At 59.3% G+C, this 18,632-nt stretch carries 17 protein-coding genes; 12 read left to right on the top strand and 5 right to left on the bottom strand.

Annotated features, from left to right (window positions below):
- Positions 1–49 precede the first annotated feature (49 nt).
- Complete coding sequence (locus ACEN2T_RS19890; RefSeq protein ID WP_122763571.1) at positions 50–1,024, top strand: alpha/beta hydrolase family protein; 975 nt, start codon at positions 50–52, stop codon at positions 1,022–1,024.
- A gap of 78 nt (positions 1,025–1,102) precedes the next feature.
- On the opposite strand, the gene ACEN2T_RS19885 is transcribed toward ACEN2T_RS19890, so the two are convergent.
- The 3 genes from ACEN2T_RS19885 to ACEN2T_RS19875 are packed head-to-tail and all read right to left on the bottom strand — an operon-like array spanning position 1,103 to position 3,568.
- On the bottom strand, positions 1,103–1,870 hold the full coding sequence (locus ACEN2T_RS19885; protein WP_032883850.1) for a TerB family tellurite resistance protein: 768 nt from the start codon (positions 1,868–1,870) through the stop codon (positions 1,103–1,105).
- A gap of 1 nt (position 1,871) precedes the next feature.
- Positions 1,872–2,546, bottom strand: a complete 675-nt coding sequence (murU, locus tag ACEN2T_RS19880; protein WP_122681324.1) for an N-acetylmuramate alpha-1-phosphate uridylyltransferase MurU — start codon at positions 2,544–2,546, stop codon at positions 1,872–1,874.
- Positions 2,543–3,568 (bottom strand): aminoglycoside phosphotransferase family protein, encoded by a 1,026-nt coding sequence (locus ACEN2T_RS19875; protein ID WP_032883852.1) that lies wholly within the window; start codon positions 3,566–3,568, stop codon positions 2,543–2,545. Before ACEN2T_RS19875 ends, murU begins: the two co-directional genes overlap by 4 nt.
- Before the next feature lie 130 nt (positions 3,569–3,698).
- Between ACEN2T_RS19875 and ACEN2T_RS19870 the strand changes: the two genes are divergently transcribed.
- The 11 genes from ACEN2T_RS19870 (at position 3,699) to ACEN2T_RS19820 (ending at position 17,769) form a co-directional block, all read left to right on the top strand.
- Positions 3,699–6,509 carry an LPS-assembly protein LptD gene (locus ACEN2T_RS19870; protein ID WP_442117348.1) on the top strand — a complete coding sequence of 937 codons (2,811 nt, stop codon included), beginning with the start codon at positions 3,699–3,701 and terminating at the stop codon, positions 6,507–6,509.
- Positions 6,484–7,824 (top strand): peptidylprolyl isomerase, encoded by a 1,341-nt coding sequence (locus ACEN2T_RS19865; protein WP_032883854.1) that lies wholly within the window; start codon positions 6,484–6,486, stop codon positions 7,822–7,824. The genes ACEN2T_RS19870 and ACEN2T_RS19865 overlap by 26 nt, the downstream gene beginning before the upstream one ends.
- Positions 7,821–8,810 carry a 4-hydroxythreonine-4-phosphate dehydrogenase PdxA gene (pdxA, locus tag ACEN2T_RS19860; protein WP_122763575.1) on the top strand — a complete coding sequence of 330 codons (990 nt, stop codon included), beginning with the start codon at positions 7,821–7,823 and terminating at the stop codon, positions 8,808–8,810. Before ACEN2T_RS19865 ends, pdxA begins: the two co-directional genes overlap by 4 nt.
- Positions 8,807–9,619, top strand: coding sequence for a 16S rRNA (adenine(1518)-N(6)/adenine(1519)-N(6))-dimethyltransferase RsmA (rsmA, locus tag ACEN2T_RS19855; RefSeq protein WP_095185041.1), 813 nt, complete (start codon positions 8,807–8,809; stop codon positions 9,617–9,619). The genes pdxA and rsmA overlap by 4 nt, the downstream gene beginning before the upstream one ends.
- Before the next feature lie 103 nt (positions 9,620–9,722).
- Complete coding sequence (gene apaG, locus ACEN2T_RS19850; RefSeq protein WP_032883857.1) at positions 9,723–10,103, top strand: Co2+/Mg2+ efflux protein ApaG; 381 nt, start codon at positions 9,723–9,725, stop codon at positions 10,101–10,103.
- A complete protein-coding gene (locus ACEN2T_RS19845; protein WP_122681320.1) occupies positions 10,103–10,954 on the top strand; it encodes a symmetrical bis(5'-nucleosyl)-tetraphosphatase in 852 nt (283 codons plus the stop codon). The genes apaG and ACEN2T_RS19845 overlap by 1 nt, the downstream gene beginning before the upstream one ends.
- 32 nt (positions 10,955–10,986) lie before the next feature.
- Complete coding sequence (gene glpE, locus ACEN2T_RS19840) at positions 10,987–11,316, top strand: thiosulfate sulfurtransferase GlpE (protein ID WP_032883859.1); 330 nt, start codon at positions 10,987–10,989, stop codon at positions 11,314–11,316.
- Positions 11,317–11,600: 284 nt separating this feature from the next.
- Positions 11,601–13,523, top strand: coding sequence for a PrkA family serine protein kinase (locus ACEN2T_RS19835; protein ID WP_003194732.1), 1,923 nt, complete (start codon positions 11,601–11,603; stop codon positions 13,521–13,523).
- A gap of 113 nt (positions 13,524–13,636) precedes the next feature.
- The gene (locus tag ACEN2T_RS19830; protein ID WP_016977872.1) at positions 13,637–14,908 is read left to right on the top strand and encodes a YeaH/YhbH family protein; all 1,272 of its coding nucleotides are present in this window, start codon (positions 13,637–13,639) and stop codon (positions 14,906–14,908) included.
- Positions 14,905–16,470, top strand: coding sequence for a SpoVR family protein (locus ACEN2T_RS19825; RefSeq protein ID WP_032883861.1), 1,566 nt, complete (start codon positions 14,905–14,907; stop codon positions 16,468–16,470). The genes ACEN2T_RS19830 and ACEN2T_RS19825 overlap by 4 nt, the downstream gene beginning before the upstream one ends.
- Before the next feature lie 63 nt (positions 16,471–16,533).
- Positions 16,534–17,769: a multifunctional CCA addition/repair protein gene (locus ACEN2T_RS19820; protein WP_099601627.1), complete on the top strand. Its 1,236-nt coding sequence runs from the start codon at positions 16,534–16,536 to the stop codon at positions 17,767–17,769.
- Here ACEN2T_RS19820 and folK read toward each other — a convergent pair.
- On the bottom strand, positions 17,758–18,282 hold the full coding sequence (gene folK, locus ACEN2T_RS19815) for a 2-amino-4-hydroxy-6-hydroxymethyldihydropteridine diphosphokinase (RefSeq protein WP_095185045.1): 525 nt from the start codon (positions 18,280–18,282) through the stop codon (positions 17,758–17,760). The two genes, ACEN2T_RS19820 and folK, sit on opposite strands and share 12 nt — an antisense overlap.
- Positions 18,273–18,626 (bottom strand): dihydroneopterin aldolase, encoded by a 354-nt coding sequence (folB, locus tag ACEN2T_RS19810; protein ID WP_032883867.1) that lies wholly within the window; start codon positions 18,624–18,626, stop codon positions 18,273–18,275. Before folB ends, folK begins: the two co-directional genes overlap by 10 nt.
- Between the last annotated feature and the right edge of the window lie 6 nt (positions 18,627–18,632).

Genomic DNA, 18,632 nt, shown 5'->3' with positions numbered 1-18,632 from the left:
CTGACCAACCCATTAGGCTGCTGGAATCTCTTCTGGCCGGAAATCTACGATGCCCTATCGAAACCGTTCGGCACTGCCAGCATTGTGCCTGTCGCTGCTGTTTACCAGTGCCTTTTCTGTACAGGCCGCCGACGCCCCCGCGCCGGCCGACGAAAAACCCGTCGAGCGCCAGCCTCTGCTTGAGCGCAGCCAGGAAGACGCCACCGCGCTGGAGCGCACCATCCCTCAGCAGGAACAGCAACAATTGCAGGCTGGCAGCGACTCATTCCTCGCCCTGTGGAAACCGGCCAACAGCGCCGAACCCGAAGGTGTGGTGATTATCGTACCGGGCAGCGGTGAAAGTGCTGACTGGCCGCAAGCAATCGGCCCGTTGCGGCGCAAATTTCCCGACGCCAATTGGGGCAGCCTCAGCCTGTCATTGCCGGATGTGAGCGTAGATACCCTGCCGCCGCGCGTTATGGAAGCACCCAAAGCCACTGTCGACACCAGCAGCAAAGAAGCGAGCACCGCCGACAAACCGATCGAACAAGCCGCCAGCGCCGAAGCCGAGGGCACCGATCCGTCAGTGGTGCCGGGCGCCGACGAGCAGGACAAGACCGACGCCTCGCGCATCTTCGACCGCATCGACGCTGCCGTGGCCTTCGCCCAGACCCAGAACGCACGCAGTGTGGTGCTGCTGGGTCATGGCACAGGCGCCTGGTGGGCCGCGCGTTATCTCACCGAGAAACAACCGTCCCAGGTGCAGAAATTTGTGATGGTCGCGGCGCAGACGCCTAACGGACGCCATCCGGACGTGCAGCAACTGGCGCCCGGCCTGAAACTGCCGACTGCCGATGTCTTCTATCAAGACAACGCGCAGGCAAGCAAAAACGCTCAGGCCCGTGCGCAGGCTGCCAAGCGATTGAAGAATGATGGCTATAAGCAGGTGTCATTGAAAACCGTGCCCGGCAATAGCGCAGCCGAGCAGGAGCAGTTGTATCGCAGGATTCGCGGGTGGTTGAGCCCGCAGGCCAGCGCCGACTGAAGAACAGCACAAAAACAATGTGGGAGGGGCTTGCTCCTCTCCCACATCGGAATGTGGTTATCCGTGAAAGAGCGGCATCTAGCGAAAATCCCGGCGCTCGCGAATCAACGAGTAAGCATTGTGTAATTCACGGGTTCGCTCGGTCGCCTCACGCACTTGCGCGAGACTGGCGCCACTACCGGCCACCTTGTCCGGATGGTGACGGCTCAGCAGGCGGCGATAGGCACGTTTGATGACCGACGGCTCGGTGGTAGCGGTGACGCCGAGCAGTCGCAACGCTTCCTGATAGGTCGTGCCTCGATTGACCAGCGGCTTGCGCTCAGGCGTGTAGTCCGCCGCCAAGGCCTGAAGCTGCTGCGGCGTCCAGCCCAACCACTTGCCCCACAGGTTGATCAGGTCGCGCTCGGCATCATCCGCCTTGCCGTCCGCCCACACCATCCGCCAACAGGCGCGCAACACTCCCTCCGCCGCATGGGGCTGAGCCTTGAGCACGCGCAGATAACTGCGCATACGGTCGGAGCCCGACTTACCGCGATTGAACGCCGCAATCGCGCGGCGCTGGGCGGACTCGGTCATGTCCAGCGAGCGCATCTCCTGACGCGCCTGCTGGATATGCCCGTCCACCACGCGCCCGTTGCTTTTGGCCAGGCGCCCGAGCAATACAAACAACAACTCATCATTGCGCAGCACCGGGCGGCCGCCCATGCGCTCGCGCAACTGAGCCCAACTGCGCAATTGCATTCGGCGGTCCAACGCCTGCCCCAACAATGCACCCAACAAGGCCCCCGGAATACTGGCAATGGCAAAGCCAGCCCCGGCGCCGATCAGCGTCCCTGGCCACAACATGCTACTGCCCCGCTGTCAGCAGGGTTTCGACTTGCGCCAAGCGCTCCAGCGTGCCGACATCAATCCAGCGTCCCGCCATGTGTTCCCCCGTTACCTGACCCTTGGCCATCGCCGCACGCAGCAGCGGCGCCAGCTTGAAGGCACCGGCACTGCAACCCGCGAACAACTGGGGGTCGAGCACTGAAATGCCACTGAAGGTCAGGTTATCGGCACCGGGCGCCGCATCATGAAGCAGACCCTCATCAAGGAAGAAATCACCGCCCGAGGGATGATGCGCTGGGTTGTCGACCATCACTAGGTGAGCCAGGCCGCTGAGCGGTTGCTTGAGTTGGGTAAAGTCGTAGTCAGTCCAGATATCGCCATTGACCACCAGAAAAGGCTCGTCCCCCAGCAACGGCAACGCCTGGAAAATCCCACCGCCGGTTTCCAGCGGTTCGCCCTCCGGGGAGTAACGGATGCGTACGCCAAACTGCGCACCATCGCCCAAATAGCTCTCGATCTGCTGGCCGAGCCAGGCGTGGTTGATCACGATATCGGTGAAGCCGGCCTTGGCCAGCGCCTCCAGGTGGTATTCGATCAGACGCTTGCCGCCGGCCTGCACCAGCGGCTTGGGCGTGTGCAAGGTTAGCGGACGCATCCGCTCACCTTTGCCGGCGGCCAGGATCATGGCCTTCATACGCTGGCCTCAGCGGGTTGGCGCAGACTGGTCAGCAGCTCAGCCAATTCGCTCAACTCCGGGCGATCGGCGAGCACTGCTTCTATATAAGCAAAGAAGCGCGGCACGTCGGCCAAGTAGCGCGGCTTGCCGTCGCGATGGCAAATACGCGCGAAGATACCAATGACCTTGAGGTGGCGCTGCACACCCATCAGGTCGCTGGCACGCAGGAAGTCATCAAAATCCGGTTGCACCGGGATGCCCGCTTGGCCCGCACGCTCCCAATAACCGCGCTGCCAATCGCGTACGCGCGCCTGGGGCCAACTGAGGAAAGCGTCCTTGAACAGGCAGGTAATGTCATAAGTGACCGGGCCGTAGACCGCGTCCTGGAAATCCAGCACGCCGGGGTTCGGCTCGCTGATCATCAAGTTGCGCGGCATATAGTCGCGATGCACCAGCACTTTCGGCTGCGCCAAGGCGCTGTCGATCAGCCGGTCGCTGACGCGCTGCCAGAGGGCTTGTTGTTCTGCATCCAACTCGACACCCAAATGGCGCCGTACGTACCACTCGGGAAAGAGTTCCAGCTCGCGGCGCAACAAGGCAACGTCATAACTGGGCAGTGGTGCGTCCATCGGCAACTGCTGGAATGCCAGCAAGGCGTCGATGGCGTCGGCAAACAGCTGATCGGCGTTTTGTTCGTCAATCACGTCCAAGTAGGTTTTTCTGCCCAGGTCATTGAGCAAAAGAAAGCCGCGCGACAGATCTTCTGCATAAATTTTTGGAACATTTATGCCCGACTTCGCCAGTAAATGGGCGATATCGACGAAGGGTTTGCAGTTTTCCTGGGGGGGTGGAGCGTCCATCACCACGAAAGTCCGGCCGCCACCCTCCCAACGGAAGTAACGCCTGAAACTCGCGTCGCTGCTGGCCGCAGTCAGTGTGGCCGGGGGTACGGAGCCCCAGTCTTGAGCGTTGAAAAGGATCGGCAACTGCTCATCCAGCCAGACTTCCAGCTGTTGTAAACGTAGATCTTGCTCAGGCATTACAAGGGTCTCCGACGGCGCTAGCCGTCAAGCGGGTCATGCTTTATTATCACGCATCTTTTTCAGACCATCGAGAGGCGTGCGGCCCAAACCGCGGGCAGATGGCACGCAGGAAGCCCGGACTAATAAGATGGCATTGAAATCCCCCGCGTTTCGTAGAAAATTTCCGTTGCTGGTAACCGGCAGTCTGCTGGCCATGCAACCCTTCGCCACCTCATTCGTGGTCGCCGCGGAACAGTATGACTGCTCAGTCTCTGCTTCGGGTGCCTGGGATTGCGCGCCGAAAACCGCCGCAGCCCCATTGCCACCGCGCCCGGTGCATGACGGCGCTGCCGTCAGCTCGGCCAACAGCACGGCGCAGGCCGAAGCTGGTGGCACTGCCGCGGCCGAACCCAAGACCGCACTGGTCACAGAATCCAAGGGCCGTGGCCTGCGCTCACGCAGCGCCGACTACAGCCACTTGGACTGGGTACCTCGCGAAAAGTTGACCGCAGCCCAGTTGGCCGAAACCGGTCCTTATTGCGGCGGTGCGTACATCGAGCCGACTCGTCCTGGCATGAACGACAAGACGAACAAGAGCGATGCGCCCACCTTCATCGGTGCCAAGGCCTCTCGTTACGAGCAGGAACAACAAGTCGCGACCCTGGCAGGTGACGTCGTCATGCGCCAGGGCAGCATGCAGCTTGAAGCCGAAGAAGCCAGCCTGTACCAGGCCGAAAGCCGCGGCGAGCTGAACGGCAACGTACGACTGCGTGACAACGGTGCACTGATCGTCGGCGACCACGCTCAGGTTCAGTTGGACACCGGCGCGGCCCAGATCGACAACGCCGAATACGTACTGCACAAGTCGCGTATCCGCGGTAACGCGCTGTACGCCAAGCGCGCCGAAAACGCGATCATCCGTCTCAAGGACGGTACGTACACCACCTGCGAGCCGGACAGCAACGCCTGGCAGCTTCGAGGCAACAACATCACGTTAAACCCAGCCACCGGTTTCGGTACGGCCACCAACGCGACGTTGCGGATCAAGAACATCCCGATCCTGTACACCCCTTACATCTATTTCCCGATCGACGACCGTCGTCAGTCCGGCTTCCTGCCGCCTAGCTTCAGCACCGGCAGCGAAACCGGCTTCACCCTGGTTACGCCGTACTACTTCAACCTGGCGCCGAACTACGACGCCACGTTGTACCCGCAATACATGACCAAGCGCGGCATGATGATGGAAGGCGAATTCCGCTACCTCACCAAGTCCAGCGAAGGCCAGTTCGGCGGCGCGTACCTCAACGACGACAACGACGAACGCAAACTGCAGACCGATTACGAAAAAACCCGCTACATGCTCAATTGGCAGCATAAAGGCGGGTTGGATTCGCGTGTACTGACCCAGGTCGACTACACCAAAATCAGCGACCCTTATTACTTCCAGGACCTCAAGTCCTATCAGGAAGGTGTCGAGAGCCGGGACTTCGTCAACCAGCAGGGCTCCGTGAGTTATCGCGGCGACTCCTACCAGGCGCGCTTGAATGTCCAGGCTTACCAGCTGGCCACGATCTCCCAGATCACACCGTATGACCGACTGCCACAGATCACCTTCAATGGTCAGCTGCCATACCACCCAGGCGGGTTGAACTTCAGCTACGAAACCGAAGCAGTTCGGTTTGAACGCAGCCTGGAAAGCGGCAACTTTATCAATGAAAACGGTGATTCCGAGCGTCGCCTGGACACTTACATCAACGGCCTGACCCGTGCAAACGGTACTCGCCTGAACGTAGCGCCAGCCGTTTCATACCCGATGAACTGGACCTACGGCTTTGTGACGCCGAAGCTCAAGTACGTATACACGAAGTACGATCTTGATCTGGACAGCAAAGGCAAGAACGACATTGTTGTTGCCCAGGCAAACGCGACTGCAGCTAATCCGTATGCCGGCGGCACGTTCAAAAGCTCTCAGGATCGCGCAATTCCTGTAGCCAGCGTCGACAGCGGCCTGTACTTCGATCGCAATACCAACTGGTTCGGCAAAGACTATCGCCAGACCCTTGAACCGCGCGCGTTCTACCTTTACGTGCCGAATAAGGACCAGGCCGATATTCCGGTGTTCGACACCAGCGAGTACTCGTTCAGCTACGCGTCATTGTTCCGCGACAACCGCTTCAGCGGCTCCGACCGTATCGGCGACGAAAACAAGCTGTCCCTTGGCTTGACCAGCCGCTGGATCGAAGAAAACGGCTTCGAGCGTCAACGCGTGTCCGTGGGCCAAGCTGTGTACTTCAAGGATCGTGAAGTTCAACTGCCGGGTATCCTGGCCGCCGACCGTGCCGATGCACAGTCCGACGTGTCCCCGGTTGCCCTGGACTACGAGTTCCGCTTCAACCGCGACTGGCGCGCCACGGCCGACTACAACTGGGACACCGAAGAGCACAGCCCTCGCTCCGGCAGCGCGATGCTTCACTACCAGCCGGAAGACAACCCGAACAAGATCATCAACGTTGGTTACCGCTATCGTAACGACCAGGTTGTCTACAACCAGTTGACCGGTAAGTGGCAGTTCGGTGGCGACTACGGTCAGCCAGGCGACCAGAACTACGTGAAGGATTACTACAAAATCCAACAACACGACTTCTCGATGATGTGGCCGATCATTCCTCAGTGGAACCTGATCACCCGCTGGCAGTATGACTACGCACGCAACCGTACCCTGGAAGCCTTTGGTGGTTTCGAGTACGACAACTGCTGCTGGAAACTGCGCGTCATCAACCGTTACTGGGTTTCCAACGACGAATACAGCCAGATCGCCCCGCTGAACGAAAAGGGTGACCACGGGCTCTTCCTGCAGATCGTCCTCAAAGGACTCGGCGGCCTGACCGGCGCCAAGGTAGAGAGCTTCCTCGACAAAGGCATTGAAGGTTATCGTGAACGTGAAGACCAAGCTTTCTGATTGTCTGCGCCCGCTAGTGCTGGGCGCACTGTTCCTGGGGACCGCATCGGCACACGCTGCGGTTCAACAGCTGGATAAGGTAGTGGCCATCGTCGATAACGACGTGATCATGCAGAGCCAACTGGACCAACGGGTCAAGGAAGTTCAGCAAACCATCGCCAAGCGTGGCGGTGGTGTACCGCCTACCAGCGTCCTGGACCAACAGGTACTGGAACGCTTGATCGTCGAAAACCTGCAACTGCAGATCGGTGATCGTTCCGGTATTCGTATTTCGGACGAAGAGCTGAACCAGGCCGTCGGCACCATCGCTCAACGCAATAACATGAGCATCGACCAGTTCCGCTCAGCCCTGGCCCGCGACGGTCTTTCGTACGAAGACGCCCGCGACCAGATCCGCCGCGAGATGATCATCAGCCGTGTGCGTCAGCGTCGCGTTGCCGAGCGAGTGCAGGTGTCCGAGCAGGAAGTGAAGAACTTCCTGGCCTCCGACCTGGGCAAGATGCAGCTTTCCGAAGAACTGCACCTGGCCAATATCCTGATCCCGACCCCGGACAGTGCCAACTCCGAGCAACTGAATGCGGCAGCGGCGAAAACCCAAGCTATCTATGATCGCCTGAAAGGCGGTGCTGACTTTGCTCAGATGGCCATTGCCCAGTCCGGCAGCGACAACGCCCTTGAAGGCGGCGATATGGGCTGGCGTAAAGCCGCTCAACTGCCACCTCCGTTCGACCGTGAACTGAGTGCCATGGAAGTGGGCGGTATCACCCAGCCAGCCCGCACCCCAGGTGGCTTCATTATCCTGAAGTTGCTGGAACGTCGCGGTGGCGAGACCTCGCTGAAAGACGAAGTTCATGTTCGTCATATCCTGGTCAAACCAAGCGAAATCCGTACCGAGGCGCAAACCAAGGAGCTGGCCCAGAAGATCTATGACCGCATCGAAAGCGGTGAAGACTTCGCCACCTTGGCCAAGAGCTTCTCGGAAGACCCAGGTTCAGCCCTCAACGGCGGCGACCTGAATTGGATCGACCCGAAAGCGCTGGTGCCCGAGTTCCAACAGGTAATGGCCGATACTCCGCAAGGCGTACTGTCCAAGCCGTTCAAGACCCAATATGGCTGGCATGTACTGGAAGTCCTTGGCCGCCGCGCCACTGACAACACCAGCCAGGCCCGCGAGCAACAAGCGCTGAACGTACTGCGTAACCGCAAGTACGACGAAGAGCTGCAAACCTGGCTGCGTCAGATCCGTGACGAAGCCTACGTGGAAAACAAGCTGCCAGGCGCCGAGCAAACAGGCACCGACCAGGCAGCCCAGTGAAACCACAGCGTTTCGCGGTAACACCCGGCGAGCCGGCCGGCATTGGTCCAGACCTTTGCCTGCTGCTCGCCTCGCAGCCTCAGCCATACCCTCTGATTGCCATTACCAGCCGCGACCTGCTCCTTGAGCGGGCCGCGCAACTGAGTGTGGCTATCAACCTGCTGGACGTGGCGCCGGGCAACTGGCCTGACCTGCCGGCGCCCGCGGGCAGCCTCTATGTGTGGGATACCCCGCTGCAGGCCAAGGTGGTTGCAGGGCGACTGGACAAGGCCAATGCGGCGTTTGTGCTCGAAACCCTGACTCGTGCGGGGCAAGGCTGCATCGACGGTGACTTCGCCGGCATGATCACCGCACCGGTCCACAAGGGTGTGATCAACGAATCCGGCATCGCCTTTTCCGGCCACACCGAATTCCTCGCCGAACTGACACACACTGAACAAGTCGTGATGATGTTGGCGACACGCGGCCTGCGTGTCGCCCTGGTGACTACGCACCTGCCGCTGCGTGACGTCGCAGACGCCATCACCGCCGAACGCGTGGAGCGCGTCACGCGCATCCTGCACGCCGACCTGCAGCAAAAATTCGGCATCGCTCAACCGCGTATCCTGGTCTGTGGGCTCAACCCCCATGCAGGTGAAGGCGGGCACTTGGGCCATGAAGAAATCGACATCATCGAACCAACCCTGGAGCGTCTGCGCCAAGAAGGCATGGACCTGCGTGGCCCACTGCCAGCGGACACTCTGTTTACCCCCAAATATCTGGAGCACTGCGACGCAGTGTTGGCGATGTACCATGACCAGGGGCTGCCGGTGCTGAAATACAAAGGCTTCGGCGCCGCCGTCAACGTGACACTGGGCCTGCCGATCATCCGCACCTCCGTCGACCATGGCACTGCCCTGGACTTGGCGGGCAGCGGCAAGATCGATACCGGCAGCCTGCACGTGGCCCTGGAAACCGCCTATCAGATGGCCGAGACCCGTATATGACTGAGCATTACCAACACCGGGCGCGCAAGCGCTTCGGGCAAAACTTCCTGCACGACGCTGGCGTGATCGACCGCATCCTGCGCTCCATCCATGCCAAGCCCGAAGACCGCCTGCTGGAAATCGGCCCAGGCCAGGGCGCATTGACCCAAGGCCTGCTGGCCAGCGGTGGCCAGCTGGACGTGGTTGAACTGGACAAGGATCTGATCCCTATCCTCAACCAGCAGTTCGCCGGAAAATCCAACTTCAACCTGCATCAGGGCGATGCACTGAAGTTCGACTTCAACTCCCTCAACGCCGCGCCTAACAGCCTGCGCGTGGTCGGTAACCTGCCGTACAACATCTCCACACCGCTGATTTTCCACCTGCTGAACAACGCCGGGATCATCCGCGACATGCACTTCATGCTGCAGAAAGAAGTGGTGGAACGCCTGGCCGCAGGCCCAGGTGGTGGTGATTGGGGCCGTCTGTCGATCATGGTTCAGTACCACTGCCGCGTTGAACACCTGTTCAACGTGGGTCCGGGTGCATTCAACCCGCCGCCAAAGGTCGACTCGGCCATTGTGCGCCTGGTACCGCATGCCGTTCTGCCCCACCCGGCCAAGGACCACAAGTTGCTGGAACGTGTCGTGCGCGAAGCGTTCAACCAACGCCGCAAGACCCTTCGCAACACGCTCAAGGCCCTATTGAGCCAAGCTGAAATCGAAGCCGCCGGCGTCGACGGTAGCCTGCGTCCCGAGCAACTGGACCTGGCCGCGTTCGTGCGCCTGGCAGACCAGCTTGCCATCCAGCCTGCTCCAGCAGTCGACTGAAGCACCCAGGCATGGCCAGACACATGTCTGGCCTAGTGCCCACCTCTTGGCCTAGACTGATCCGCATCTGCTGTCCTCCGCTTTTGCTTTTAAGGCCTCTTGCATGTCCGATCCTCGCTACCAGATCGACGTCAGCGTCGTGACCCGCTTCCTGGCGGACCAATCGCAACCTGAACAGAACCGCTTTGCCTTTGCCTACACCATCACGGTGAAGAACAACGGGCAGGTGCCGGCCAAGTTGCTATCACGCCATTGGGTAATCACCGACGGTGACGGCCAAGTGGAAGAAGTGCGCGGCGCAGGCGTGGTTGGCCAGCAACCGCTGATCGACATTGGCGCCAGCCACACCTACAGCAGCGGCACGGTGATGACCTCCAAGGTCGGCACCATGCAAGGCTCGTATCAGATGAAAGCCACCGATGGCCAACTGTTCGACGCCATCATCAAGCCATTTCGCCTTGCCGTACCGGGAGCCCTGCACTGATGGCGACCTACGCAGTCGGCGACCTGCAAGGCTGCCTGGAGCCGCTCAAGTGCCTGCTTGAGCGCGTGGGCTTCGACCCGGCCAATGATCGGCTTTGGCTGGTCGGTGATCTGGTCAATCGCGGCCCCGAGTCCCTGGAAACCCTGCGCTACTTATATAGCCTGCGTGATTCCCTGGTGTGCGTGCTGGGCAACCATGACCTGCACTTGTTGGCGGCCGGCAATAATATCGAGCGCCTGAAAAAGGGCGACACCCTGCGGGAAATTCTCGAAGCGCCCGACCGAGCCGAGCTGCTCGACTGGCTGCGCCGGCAAAAGATCGTGCATTACGACGAAGGCCGCAACATGGCCCTCGTGCATGCGGGTATCCCGCCGCAATGGACGCTGAAGAAAGCCCTTAAGTGCGCAGCCGAAGTCGAAAGTGCCTTGGCCGATGACAGCCTGTACACCACCTACTTGGACGGCATGTACGGCAACGAACCGGTGAAGTGGGATAACGACCTGACGGGCGTCGCCCGCCTGCGGGTGATCACCAACTACTTCACACGCATGCGCTTCTGTACCGCCGAGGGCAAGCTGGACCTCAAGAGCAAAGAAGGTGCCGACACCGCCCTGCCCGGCTACAAGCCGTGGTTTGCCCATAAGGAACGCAAGACCCGTGATACGAAGATCATCTTCGGCCACTGGGCCGCCCTGGAAGGCAAGTGCAACGAACCCGGCGTATTCGCCCTCGACACCGGTTGCGTGTGGGGCGGCGCCATGACCCTGATGAACATCGACACTGGCGAGCGCCACAGCTGCCAGTGTGAATCTCCCCTTCCCATTACACTGCCGGCTGCCGCCAAGCGCTAGACGCTAAGCGCCGCCAAGACAAGGAGCCCGCCATGAGCGAATTCAAACGTATCCCTCCCGAACAAGCCCAAGCCCTGCGCGAGCAAGGCGCGGTGGTGGTTGATATCCGCGACCAGCCTACTTACTCGGCAGCCCATATCACCGGCGCCCAGCATCTGGATAACGTTAACATCGCCGACTTCATCCGCGCCGCCGACCTCGACGCGCCACTGATCGTGGCCTGCTACCACGGCAACTCCAGCCAAAGCGCCGCCGCCTACCTGATCAGCCAAGGCTTCTCCGACGTCTACAGCCTGGACGGTGGTTTTGAGCTGTGGCGTACGACCTATCCTGCAGAAATTTCTTCGGGCGATTCGCAATAAATATTTTCAAACCCCGCTACCCCGCGTGACGCTTGGGCTCGCGCCGTTTCTGACGAACGGCGCAGGCAAACTAATTGCGTATCACGCCTTGACCTCCCAGATTCCGAACTATCCTTAAGCGCAGGCCATCCGAATCAGGGGAGAGCCGGTACACCGGCGTGCGGGTCATCGGTAGCGTTTAGGGTGTTCTGGGGGGAAAACGGCCATTGGCGATCGTCAATGACTGCCAGCATCGACTGATAGATCCGGCGTCGGCTCCACGTATCGAGCGAGGTGACGACGTCATGAGTATCTTTAGCCACTTCCAACAACGCTTCGCGTCCACACAGCAGGAAGAACTCACGCTGCAAGAGTATCTTGAGCTGTGCAAGCAGGACCGCAGCACCTACGCATCTGCCGCCGAGCGCCTGCTATTGGCGATTGGCGAGCCGGAGCTGGTGGAAACCGCCAATAATTCGCGCCTGTCGCGAATATTCTCCAACAAGGTGATCCGCCGCTACCCGGCCTTTGAAGACTTCCACGGAATGGAAGAATGCATTGATCAGATCGTCTCCTACTTCCGCCATGCCGCCCAAGGCCTGGAAGAGAAGAAACAGATCCTCTACCTGCTCGGCCCTGTCGGCGGCGGTAAATCGTCCCTGGCCGAAAAGCTCAAACAGCTGATCGAGAAAGTGCCCTTCTACGCGATCAAGGGCTCGCCGGTCTTCGAGTCGCCACTGGGCCTGTTCAACGCCACGGAAGATGGCGCGATCCTCGAAGAAGACTTCGGCATCCCACGCCGCTACCTCAACACCATCATGTCGCCCTGGGCCACCAAGCGCCTGGCCGAGTTTGGCGGTGACATCAGCCAGTTCCGCGTGGTGAAACTCTACCCCTCGATCCTCAACCAGATCGGCGTTGCCAAGACCGAGCCGGGCGATGAGAACAACCAGGATATTTCGGCGCTGGTGGGCAAGGTCGATATCCGCAAACTCGAAGAATTCCCGCAAAACGACGCCGACGCCTACAGCTACTCGGGCGCACTGTGCCGGGCCAACCAAGGCCTGATGGAATTCGTGGAAATGTTCAAGGCACCGATCAAAGTGCTGCACCCACTGCTTACCGCGACCCAGGAAGGTAACTACAACAGCACCGAAGGCTTGGGCGCGATTCCGTTCACCGGGATCCTGCTGGCCCACTCCAACGAATCGGAATGGCACACCTTCCGTAACAACAAGAACAACGAAGCCTTCATCGACCGGATCTACATCGTCAAGGTGCCTTATTGCCTGCGAGTCAGCGATGAGATCAAGATCTACGACAAGCTACTGTTCAACAGCTCCCTGGCGAAGGCCCATTGCGCACCCGACACCCTGAAGATGCTCGCCCAGTTCACCGTGCTGTCGCGCCTCAAGGAGCCGGAGAACTCGAACATCTACTCTAAGATGCGCGTGTACGACGGTGAAAACCTCAAGGACACCGACCCTAAAGCCAAGTCAATCCAGGAATACCGCGACACGGCAGGCGTGGATGAAGGCATGAACGGCCTATCGACGCGCTTTGCGTTCAAGATCTTGTCCAAAGTCTTCAACTTCGACCCGCACGAGATCGCCGCCAACCCGGTGCACCTGCTCTATGTGCTGGAACAGCAGATCGAACAGGAACAGTTCCAGGCGGAAACCCGTGAACGCTACCTGCGCTTCCTCAAGGAGTACCTCGCGCCGCGCTACATCGAGTTTATTGGCAAGGAAATCCAGACCGCGTATCTGGAGTCCTACAGCGAGTACGGCCAGAACATTTTCGACCGCTATGTGCTGTATGCGGACTTCTGGATCCAGGACCAGGAATACCGCGACCCGGAAACCGGCGAGATCCTCAACCGCGTAGCCCTCAACGAGGAATTGGAAAAGATCGAGAAACCCGCTGGCATCAGCAATCCGAAGGATTTCCGCAACGAGATCGTCAACTTCGTACTGCGTGCCCGTGCCAACAACAACGGCAAGAACCCTACCTGGCTCAGCTACGAGAAGCTGCGGGTGGTCATCGAGAAGAAAATGTTCTCCAACACCGAGGATCTGCTACCGGTCATCAGCTTCAATGCCAAGGCCAGCAAGGAGGATCAGCAAAAACACAACGACTTCGTCACACGAATGGTCGAGCGTGGCTACACCGACAAACAGGTACGACTGCTCTCCGAGTGGTATCTGCGGGTTCGCAAATCGCAGTAAGGCAGCGATAGGCGTGCACTGCCAGGTCATGGGCCTGGCAGTTGACCGCTTGTCTCTAAGCTTCCAGCTCGCCGCTTGAAGCTTGTAACGTGAAGCTGCCCGGAGGGCTCCTCATGAGCTATGTGATCGACCGACGCCTCAATGGCAAGAACAAGAGCACGGTAAACCGCCAGCGTTTCCTGCGGCGTTACCGTGACCACATCAAAAAGGCCGTTGAAGAGGCCGTCAGCCGCCGCTCCATTACCGACATGGAGCATGGTGAGCAAATCAGCATTCCCGGACGGGATATCGACGAACCGGTCCTGCACCATGGCCGCGGCGGCAAACAGACCGTCGTGCACCCTGGTAACAAGGAGTTCACCACCGGCGAACATATCCAGCGACCTCAAGGCGGTGGTGGTGGCAAAGGTCCAGGCAAAGCCGGCAATTCTGGCGAAGGCATGGACGAGTTTGTGTTCCAGATTACCCAGGAGGAATTCCTCGAATTCATGTTCGAGGACTTGGAATTGCCCAACCTCGTCAAACGAAACCTGACCGGTACCGACACCTTCAAGACCGTGCGGGCAGGTATCAGTAACGAGGGCAACCCGTCACGGATCAATATCATCCGTACCCTGCGCTCGGCCCATGCACGGCGTATCGCCCTGTCGGGCAGCAGCCGCGCCAAATTGAAAGAGGCCAAGGAAGAGTTGGCGCGCTTGAAGCGCGAAGAACCGGATAACTTCGGCGATATCCAGGAAATCGAGGCGGAAATCGAGAAACTCAGTGCGCGCATCCATCGTGTGCCGTTCCTCGACACCTTCGACTTGAAATACAACCTGCTCGTCAAACAACCGAACCCCAGTTCCAAGGCGGTGATGTTTTGCCTGATGGACGTTTCCGGCTCCATGACCCAGGCCACCAAGGACATCGCCAAACGGTTCTTCATCCTGCTCTACCTGTTCCTGAAGCGAAACTACGACAAGATCGACGTAGTGTTCATCCGCCATCACACCAGCGCCCGGGAAGTCGACGAAGAAGAGTTCTTCTACTCGCGGGAAACCGGCGGCACCATCGTGTCCAGCGCCCTGAAGCTGATGCAGGAGATCATGGCCGAGCGCTACCCGGCCAATGAATGGAATATCTACGCCGCTCAAGCCTCTGACGGCGACAACTGGAATGATGATTCGCCCATCTGCCGCGACATTCTGATCAACCAGATCATGCCGTTCGTGCAGTACTACACTTACGTTGAAATTACCCCCCGTGAGCACCAGGCCCTGTGGTTCGAATATGAGCGCATCGGCGAAGCTTTTGCCGACACGTTCGCCCAGCAGCAACTGGTCTCGGCCGGCGATATCTATCCGGTCTTCCGTGAACTCTTCCAGCGCAGGTTAGTGACATGACCGCCAAAAAAGAGACTAAGCGCCAACCCATTTCCACCGGTTCCGAGTGGACCTTTGAGCTGATCCAGGCCTATGACAAGGAAATCAGTCGGATCGCGGCGGGTTATGCCCTGGACACATACCCCAACCAGATCGAAGTGATCACCGCTGAGCAGATGATGGATGCCTACGCGTCTGTTGGTATGCCGCTGGGTTATCACCATTGGTCCTACGGTAAACACTTCCTCAGCACCGAGAAGTCCTACACCCGCGGCCAGATGGGGCTGGCCTACGAGATCGTGATTAACTCCGACCCATGCATCGCCTACTTGATGGAAGAAAACACCATCTGCATGCAGGCATTGGTGGTGGCCCACGCTTGCTATGGGCATAACAGCTTTTTCAAAGGCAACTACCTGTTCCGCACCTGGACCGATGCGAGTTCGATCATCGATTACCTGGTGTTCGCCAAGCAGTACATCATGCAGTGTGAGGAGCGCCACGGGATCGACGCAGTGGAGGACTTGCTCGACTCTTGTCATGCCCTGATGAACTACGGGGTCGACCGCTACAAGCGCCCGTACCCGATTTCCGCGGAGGAAGAACGCCTGCGTCAGAAGGAGCGCGAAGAGCACCTGCAGAAGCAAATCAACGACCTGTGGCGCACTATTCCTAAACGCGCCGACAAAAACAGCGACAAGGACAATGCACGCTTCCCCGCCGAACCTCAGGAAAACATCCTATATTTCCTGGAAAAACACGCCCCACTGCTGGAACCATGGCAACGGGAAATCGTGCGCATCGTGCGCAAGATCGCCCAGTACTTTTATCCACAGCGCCAAACCCAAGTGATGAACGAAGGCTGGGCGACGTTCTGGCACTACACGCTCATGAACGACCTGTACGACGAGGGCTTGGTCACCGACGGCTTTATGATGGAGTTCCTCACCTCCCACACCAGTGTGGTATTTCAGCCTGGCTTTGACAGCCCGTATTACAGCGGCATCAACCCTTACGCTCTGGGTTTTGCCATGTACCGCGACATCCGGCGCATGTGCGAACACCCGACCGAAGAGGACCGCCGCTGGTTTCCGGAAATCGCCGGCAGCGACTGGCTGTCCACCATCAAGTTCGCCATGAGCAGCTTCAAGGACGAGAGCTTTATCCTGCAGTACCTGTCACCCCAGGTGATCCGCGACCTCAAGTTGTTCAGCATCCTCGATGACGACCTCAAAGACGATTTGGTGGTCCCGGCCATCCACGATGAGCCCGGCTATCGCATCATCCGTGAAACCTTGGCCGCGCAGTACAACCTGGGCAACCGGGAGCCCAACGTACAGATCTACAGCATTGATGTCCGCGGAGACCGCTCGCTGACCTTGCGTCACCAGCAACATGACCGCAAACCCCTGGGCGAATCCACCGAGGAAGTACTCAAGCATCTGCACCGGCTGTGGGGTTTTGACATCCATCTGGAAACACTGCAAGGCGATCAGGTGATGAAAACTCACCATGTTCCACCGCGCAGTGATCACAACGATAACGACTATGGTCGCCTGGACATGGCCGTCGTTCACCTCTGAAACAGCAAAGCCTCCATTGGTCAGGCACAGGCGGTATCCTGTGCCGCTAATGGAGGCTTTTTCATGAAAATCTACAAAGTCGGCGGCGCCGTGCGTGACCGCCTGCTGGGCATCAAGGTCACTGATATCGACCGCGTCGTTGTCGGTGCGACCACCGAGGAGATGCTTGCGAAGGGCTTCAAGCCGGTAGGCGCTGACTTCCCGGTGTTCCTGGACCCGAAGAACGGCGACGAATATGCTTTGGCCCGCACTGAGCGCAAGAGCGGCCGGGGCTATGGCGGTTTTGTCTTTCACGCCAGCCCCGAGGTCACGCTGGAAGAAGACCTGATCCGTCGCGACCTGACCATCAACGCAATGGCTGAAGACGATGACGGCAACCTGACCGACCCCTACAACGGCCAGCGTGACCTCGAAGCCCGCGTTCTGCGCCATGTTTCCCCCGCTTTCGCCGAAGATCCCCTGCGAGTTCTGCGCGTCGCACGTTTTGCCGCTCGCTATGCACATCTTGGTTTTACAGTGGCACCGCAGACTCTGGAACTGATGCGTCAACTCAGCGAGTCAGGCGAATTGGAAGCCCTGACGCCGGAGCGCAGCTGGAAGGAAATCTCCCGAGCGCTGATGGAAGATCAGCCTCAGGTGTTTATTCAGGTCCTGCGCGACTGCGACGCACTGAAAACCTTGATGCCGGAAGTGAATGCACTCTTCGGCGTCCCCCAACCCGAGGCCCACCACCCCGAGATAGACACTGGCGTGCATACCTTGAGCGTGCTGGAGCAGGCCGCCTTGCACAAACAGCCACTGACCGTGCGCTGGGCCTGCCTGCTGCATGACCTGGGCAAAGGTCTAACGCCTGTGGATAAGTTGCCGCAGCATATCGCCCATGAGCATCGGGGCTTGAAGCTGATCAAGGCAGTCAATGAACGTTTCAAAGTGCCAAGGGATTGCCAGGAGCTGGCGCTGCTGGTGGGTCAATATCACACCCACGGCCATCGAGCGCTGGAGCTGAAAGCCTCGACGCTGCTGGAGTTACTGCAAAGTTTTGACGTATATCGCCGACCGCAGCGCTTTGAGGAGTTTGTGGTCGCCTGTGAAATGGATGCCCGGGGCCGCAAGGGCTTCGAGCAACGCAGTTATCCACAGGCAGATTATTTGCGCGGTGCGGCGCAGACAGCACGCGAGGTGGCGGTGGCGCCATTGGTGGAGAAGGGTTTCAAAGGCCCTGAGCTGGGCGAAGCCTTGAAGCGCGAACGGCTCAAGGCGTTGCAGGCCTACAAGGAACAACGCGCCCTATCGAATTAGAAGCGCATTCGGCGTCAGGTGCTGGCCCTGCCACTCAAAGGCGACAGGCGCCAGCAACTGATCGATCTGCGCATCCCGCCACAGATCAGCCATCGTTTTACCCACCTCAGGATGCACGCGGTCCGGCGCCATCAACGACAGCGGCCACAAAACAAAAGCGTTTTTCAGGATTTCCGCACGGGGCAGAATCAAACCGTCGAAATCCCCCACCAACTCGCCGTACAGCAGCACATCGATGTCCAATGGCAGGCCTTTGCGGTCCGGCGCGTAGCGGCCGTTTTCAGCTTCGATGGTCTTAAGACGGCGGTCCAATTCTGTCAACGACAGGTCGGTATAGGCCGACACCACCAGATTGAAGAATGGCCCGCTTTTGATGCCCACCGGCTGGCTTTCAAACACCGCCGAGCAGCGCATATCCGTCAGAAAGCTCGCTAACGCGTCGAGCCCGGCACACAGATGGAGCTCGCGCTCGATATTGCTACCGAGGCCAAGGTAAACCTGAGTTAGCGACATCCGCGCTCAATCTCCACGCCCACACCTTTGGCGGCCGGTACTGCGCCGGGCTTGGTCAGTTTGAGGTGCAGCCAGGGAATCTGGAACTCACTCATCAACACTTGGGCCAAGCGCTCAGCAAAGGTTTCCACCAGTTGGTACTGGGACTGTTCGGCAAACGCCTGGATACGCGCCGAAACGCTGGCGTAATCCAGCGCCAAGGTCAGGTCGTCACCTGCGGCGGCCGGGCGGTTATCCCACGCGAAGCTCAGGTCCAGACGCAGGCATTGGCGGATCCCGCGCTCCCAGTCGTAGGCCCCGATCACGGTGTCGACTTCCAGGCCTTCGATAAACACTCTGTCCAAGCTCTT

The organism is Pseudomonas sp. W22_MBD1_FP4, assembly GCF_052113765.1.
GTDB lineage: Bacteria > Pseudomonadota > Gammaproteobacteria > Pseudomonadales > Pseudomonadaceae > Aquipseudomonas > Aquipseudomonas sivasensis.
This window is presented reverse-complemented; position numbering and strand designations above follow the sequence as displayed.

Bases quoted from the DNA above. Each gene is read 5' to 3' on its own strand.
- ACEN2T_RS19875 (WP_032883852.1), bottom strand. From the start codon at position 3,568: ATGCCTGAGCAAGATCTACGTTTACAACAGCTGGAAGTCTGGCTGGAT.
- ACEN2T_RS19845 (WP_122681320.1), top strand. From the start codon at position 10,103: ATGGCGACCTACGCAGTCGGCGACCTGCAAGGCTGCCTGGAGCCGCTC.
- ACEN2T_RS19820 (WP_099601627.1), top strand. From the start codon at position 16,534: ATGAAAATCTACAAAGTCGGCGGCGCCGTGCGTGACCGCCTGCTGGGC.
- apaG (WP_032883857.1), top strand. From the start codon at position 9,723: ATGTCCGATCCTCGCTACCAGATCGACGTCAGCGTCGTGACCCGCTTC.
- ACEN2T_RS19830 (WP_016977872.1), top strand. From the start codon at position 13,637: ATGAGCTATGTGATCGACCGACGCCTCAATGGCAAGAACAAGAGCACG.
- ACEN2T_RS19890 (WP_122763571.1), top strand. From the start codon at position 50: ATGCCCTATCGAAACCGTTCGGCACTGCCAGCATTGTGCCTGTCGCTG.
- murU (WP_122681324.1), bottom strand. From the start codon at position 2,546: ATGAAGGCCATGATCCTGGCCGCCGGCAAAGGTGAGCGGATGCGTCCG.
- ACEN2T_RS19825 (WP_032883861.1), top strand. From the start codon at position 14,905: ATGACCGCCAAAAAAGAGACTAAGCGCCAACCCATTTCCACCGGTTCC.
- glpE (WP_032883859.1), top strand. From the start codon at position 10,987: ATGAGCGAATTCAAACGTATCCCTCCCGAACAAGCCCAAGCCCTGCGC.
- ACEN2T_RS19885 (WP_032883850.1), bottom strand. From the start codon at position 1,870: ATGTTGTGGCCAGGGACGCTGATCGGCGCCGGGGCTGGCTTTGCCATT.
- folK (WP_095185045.1), bottom strand. From the start codon at position 18,282: ATGTCGCTAACTCAGGTTTACCTTGGCCTCGGTAGCAATATCGAGCGC.
- ACEN2T_RS19870 (WP_442117348.1), top strand. From the start codon at position 3,699: ATGGCATTGAAATCCCCCGCGTTTCGTAGAAAATTTCCGTTGCTGGTA.
- rsmA (WP_095185041.1), top strand. From the start codon at position 8,807: ATGACTGAGCATTACCAACACCGGGCGCGCAAGCGCTTCGGGCAAAAC.
- ACEN2T_RS19835 (WP_003194732.1), top strand. From the start codon at position 11,601: ATGAGTATCTTTAGCCACTTCCAACAACGCTTCGCGTCCACACAGCAG.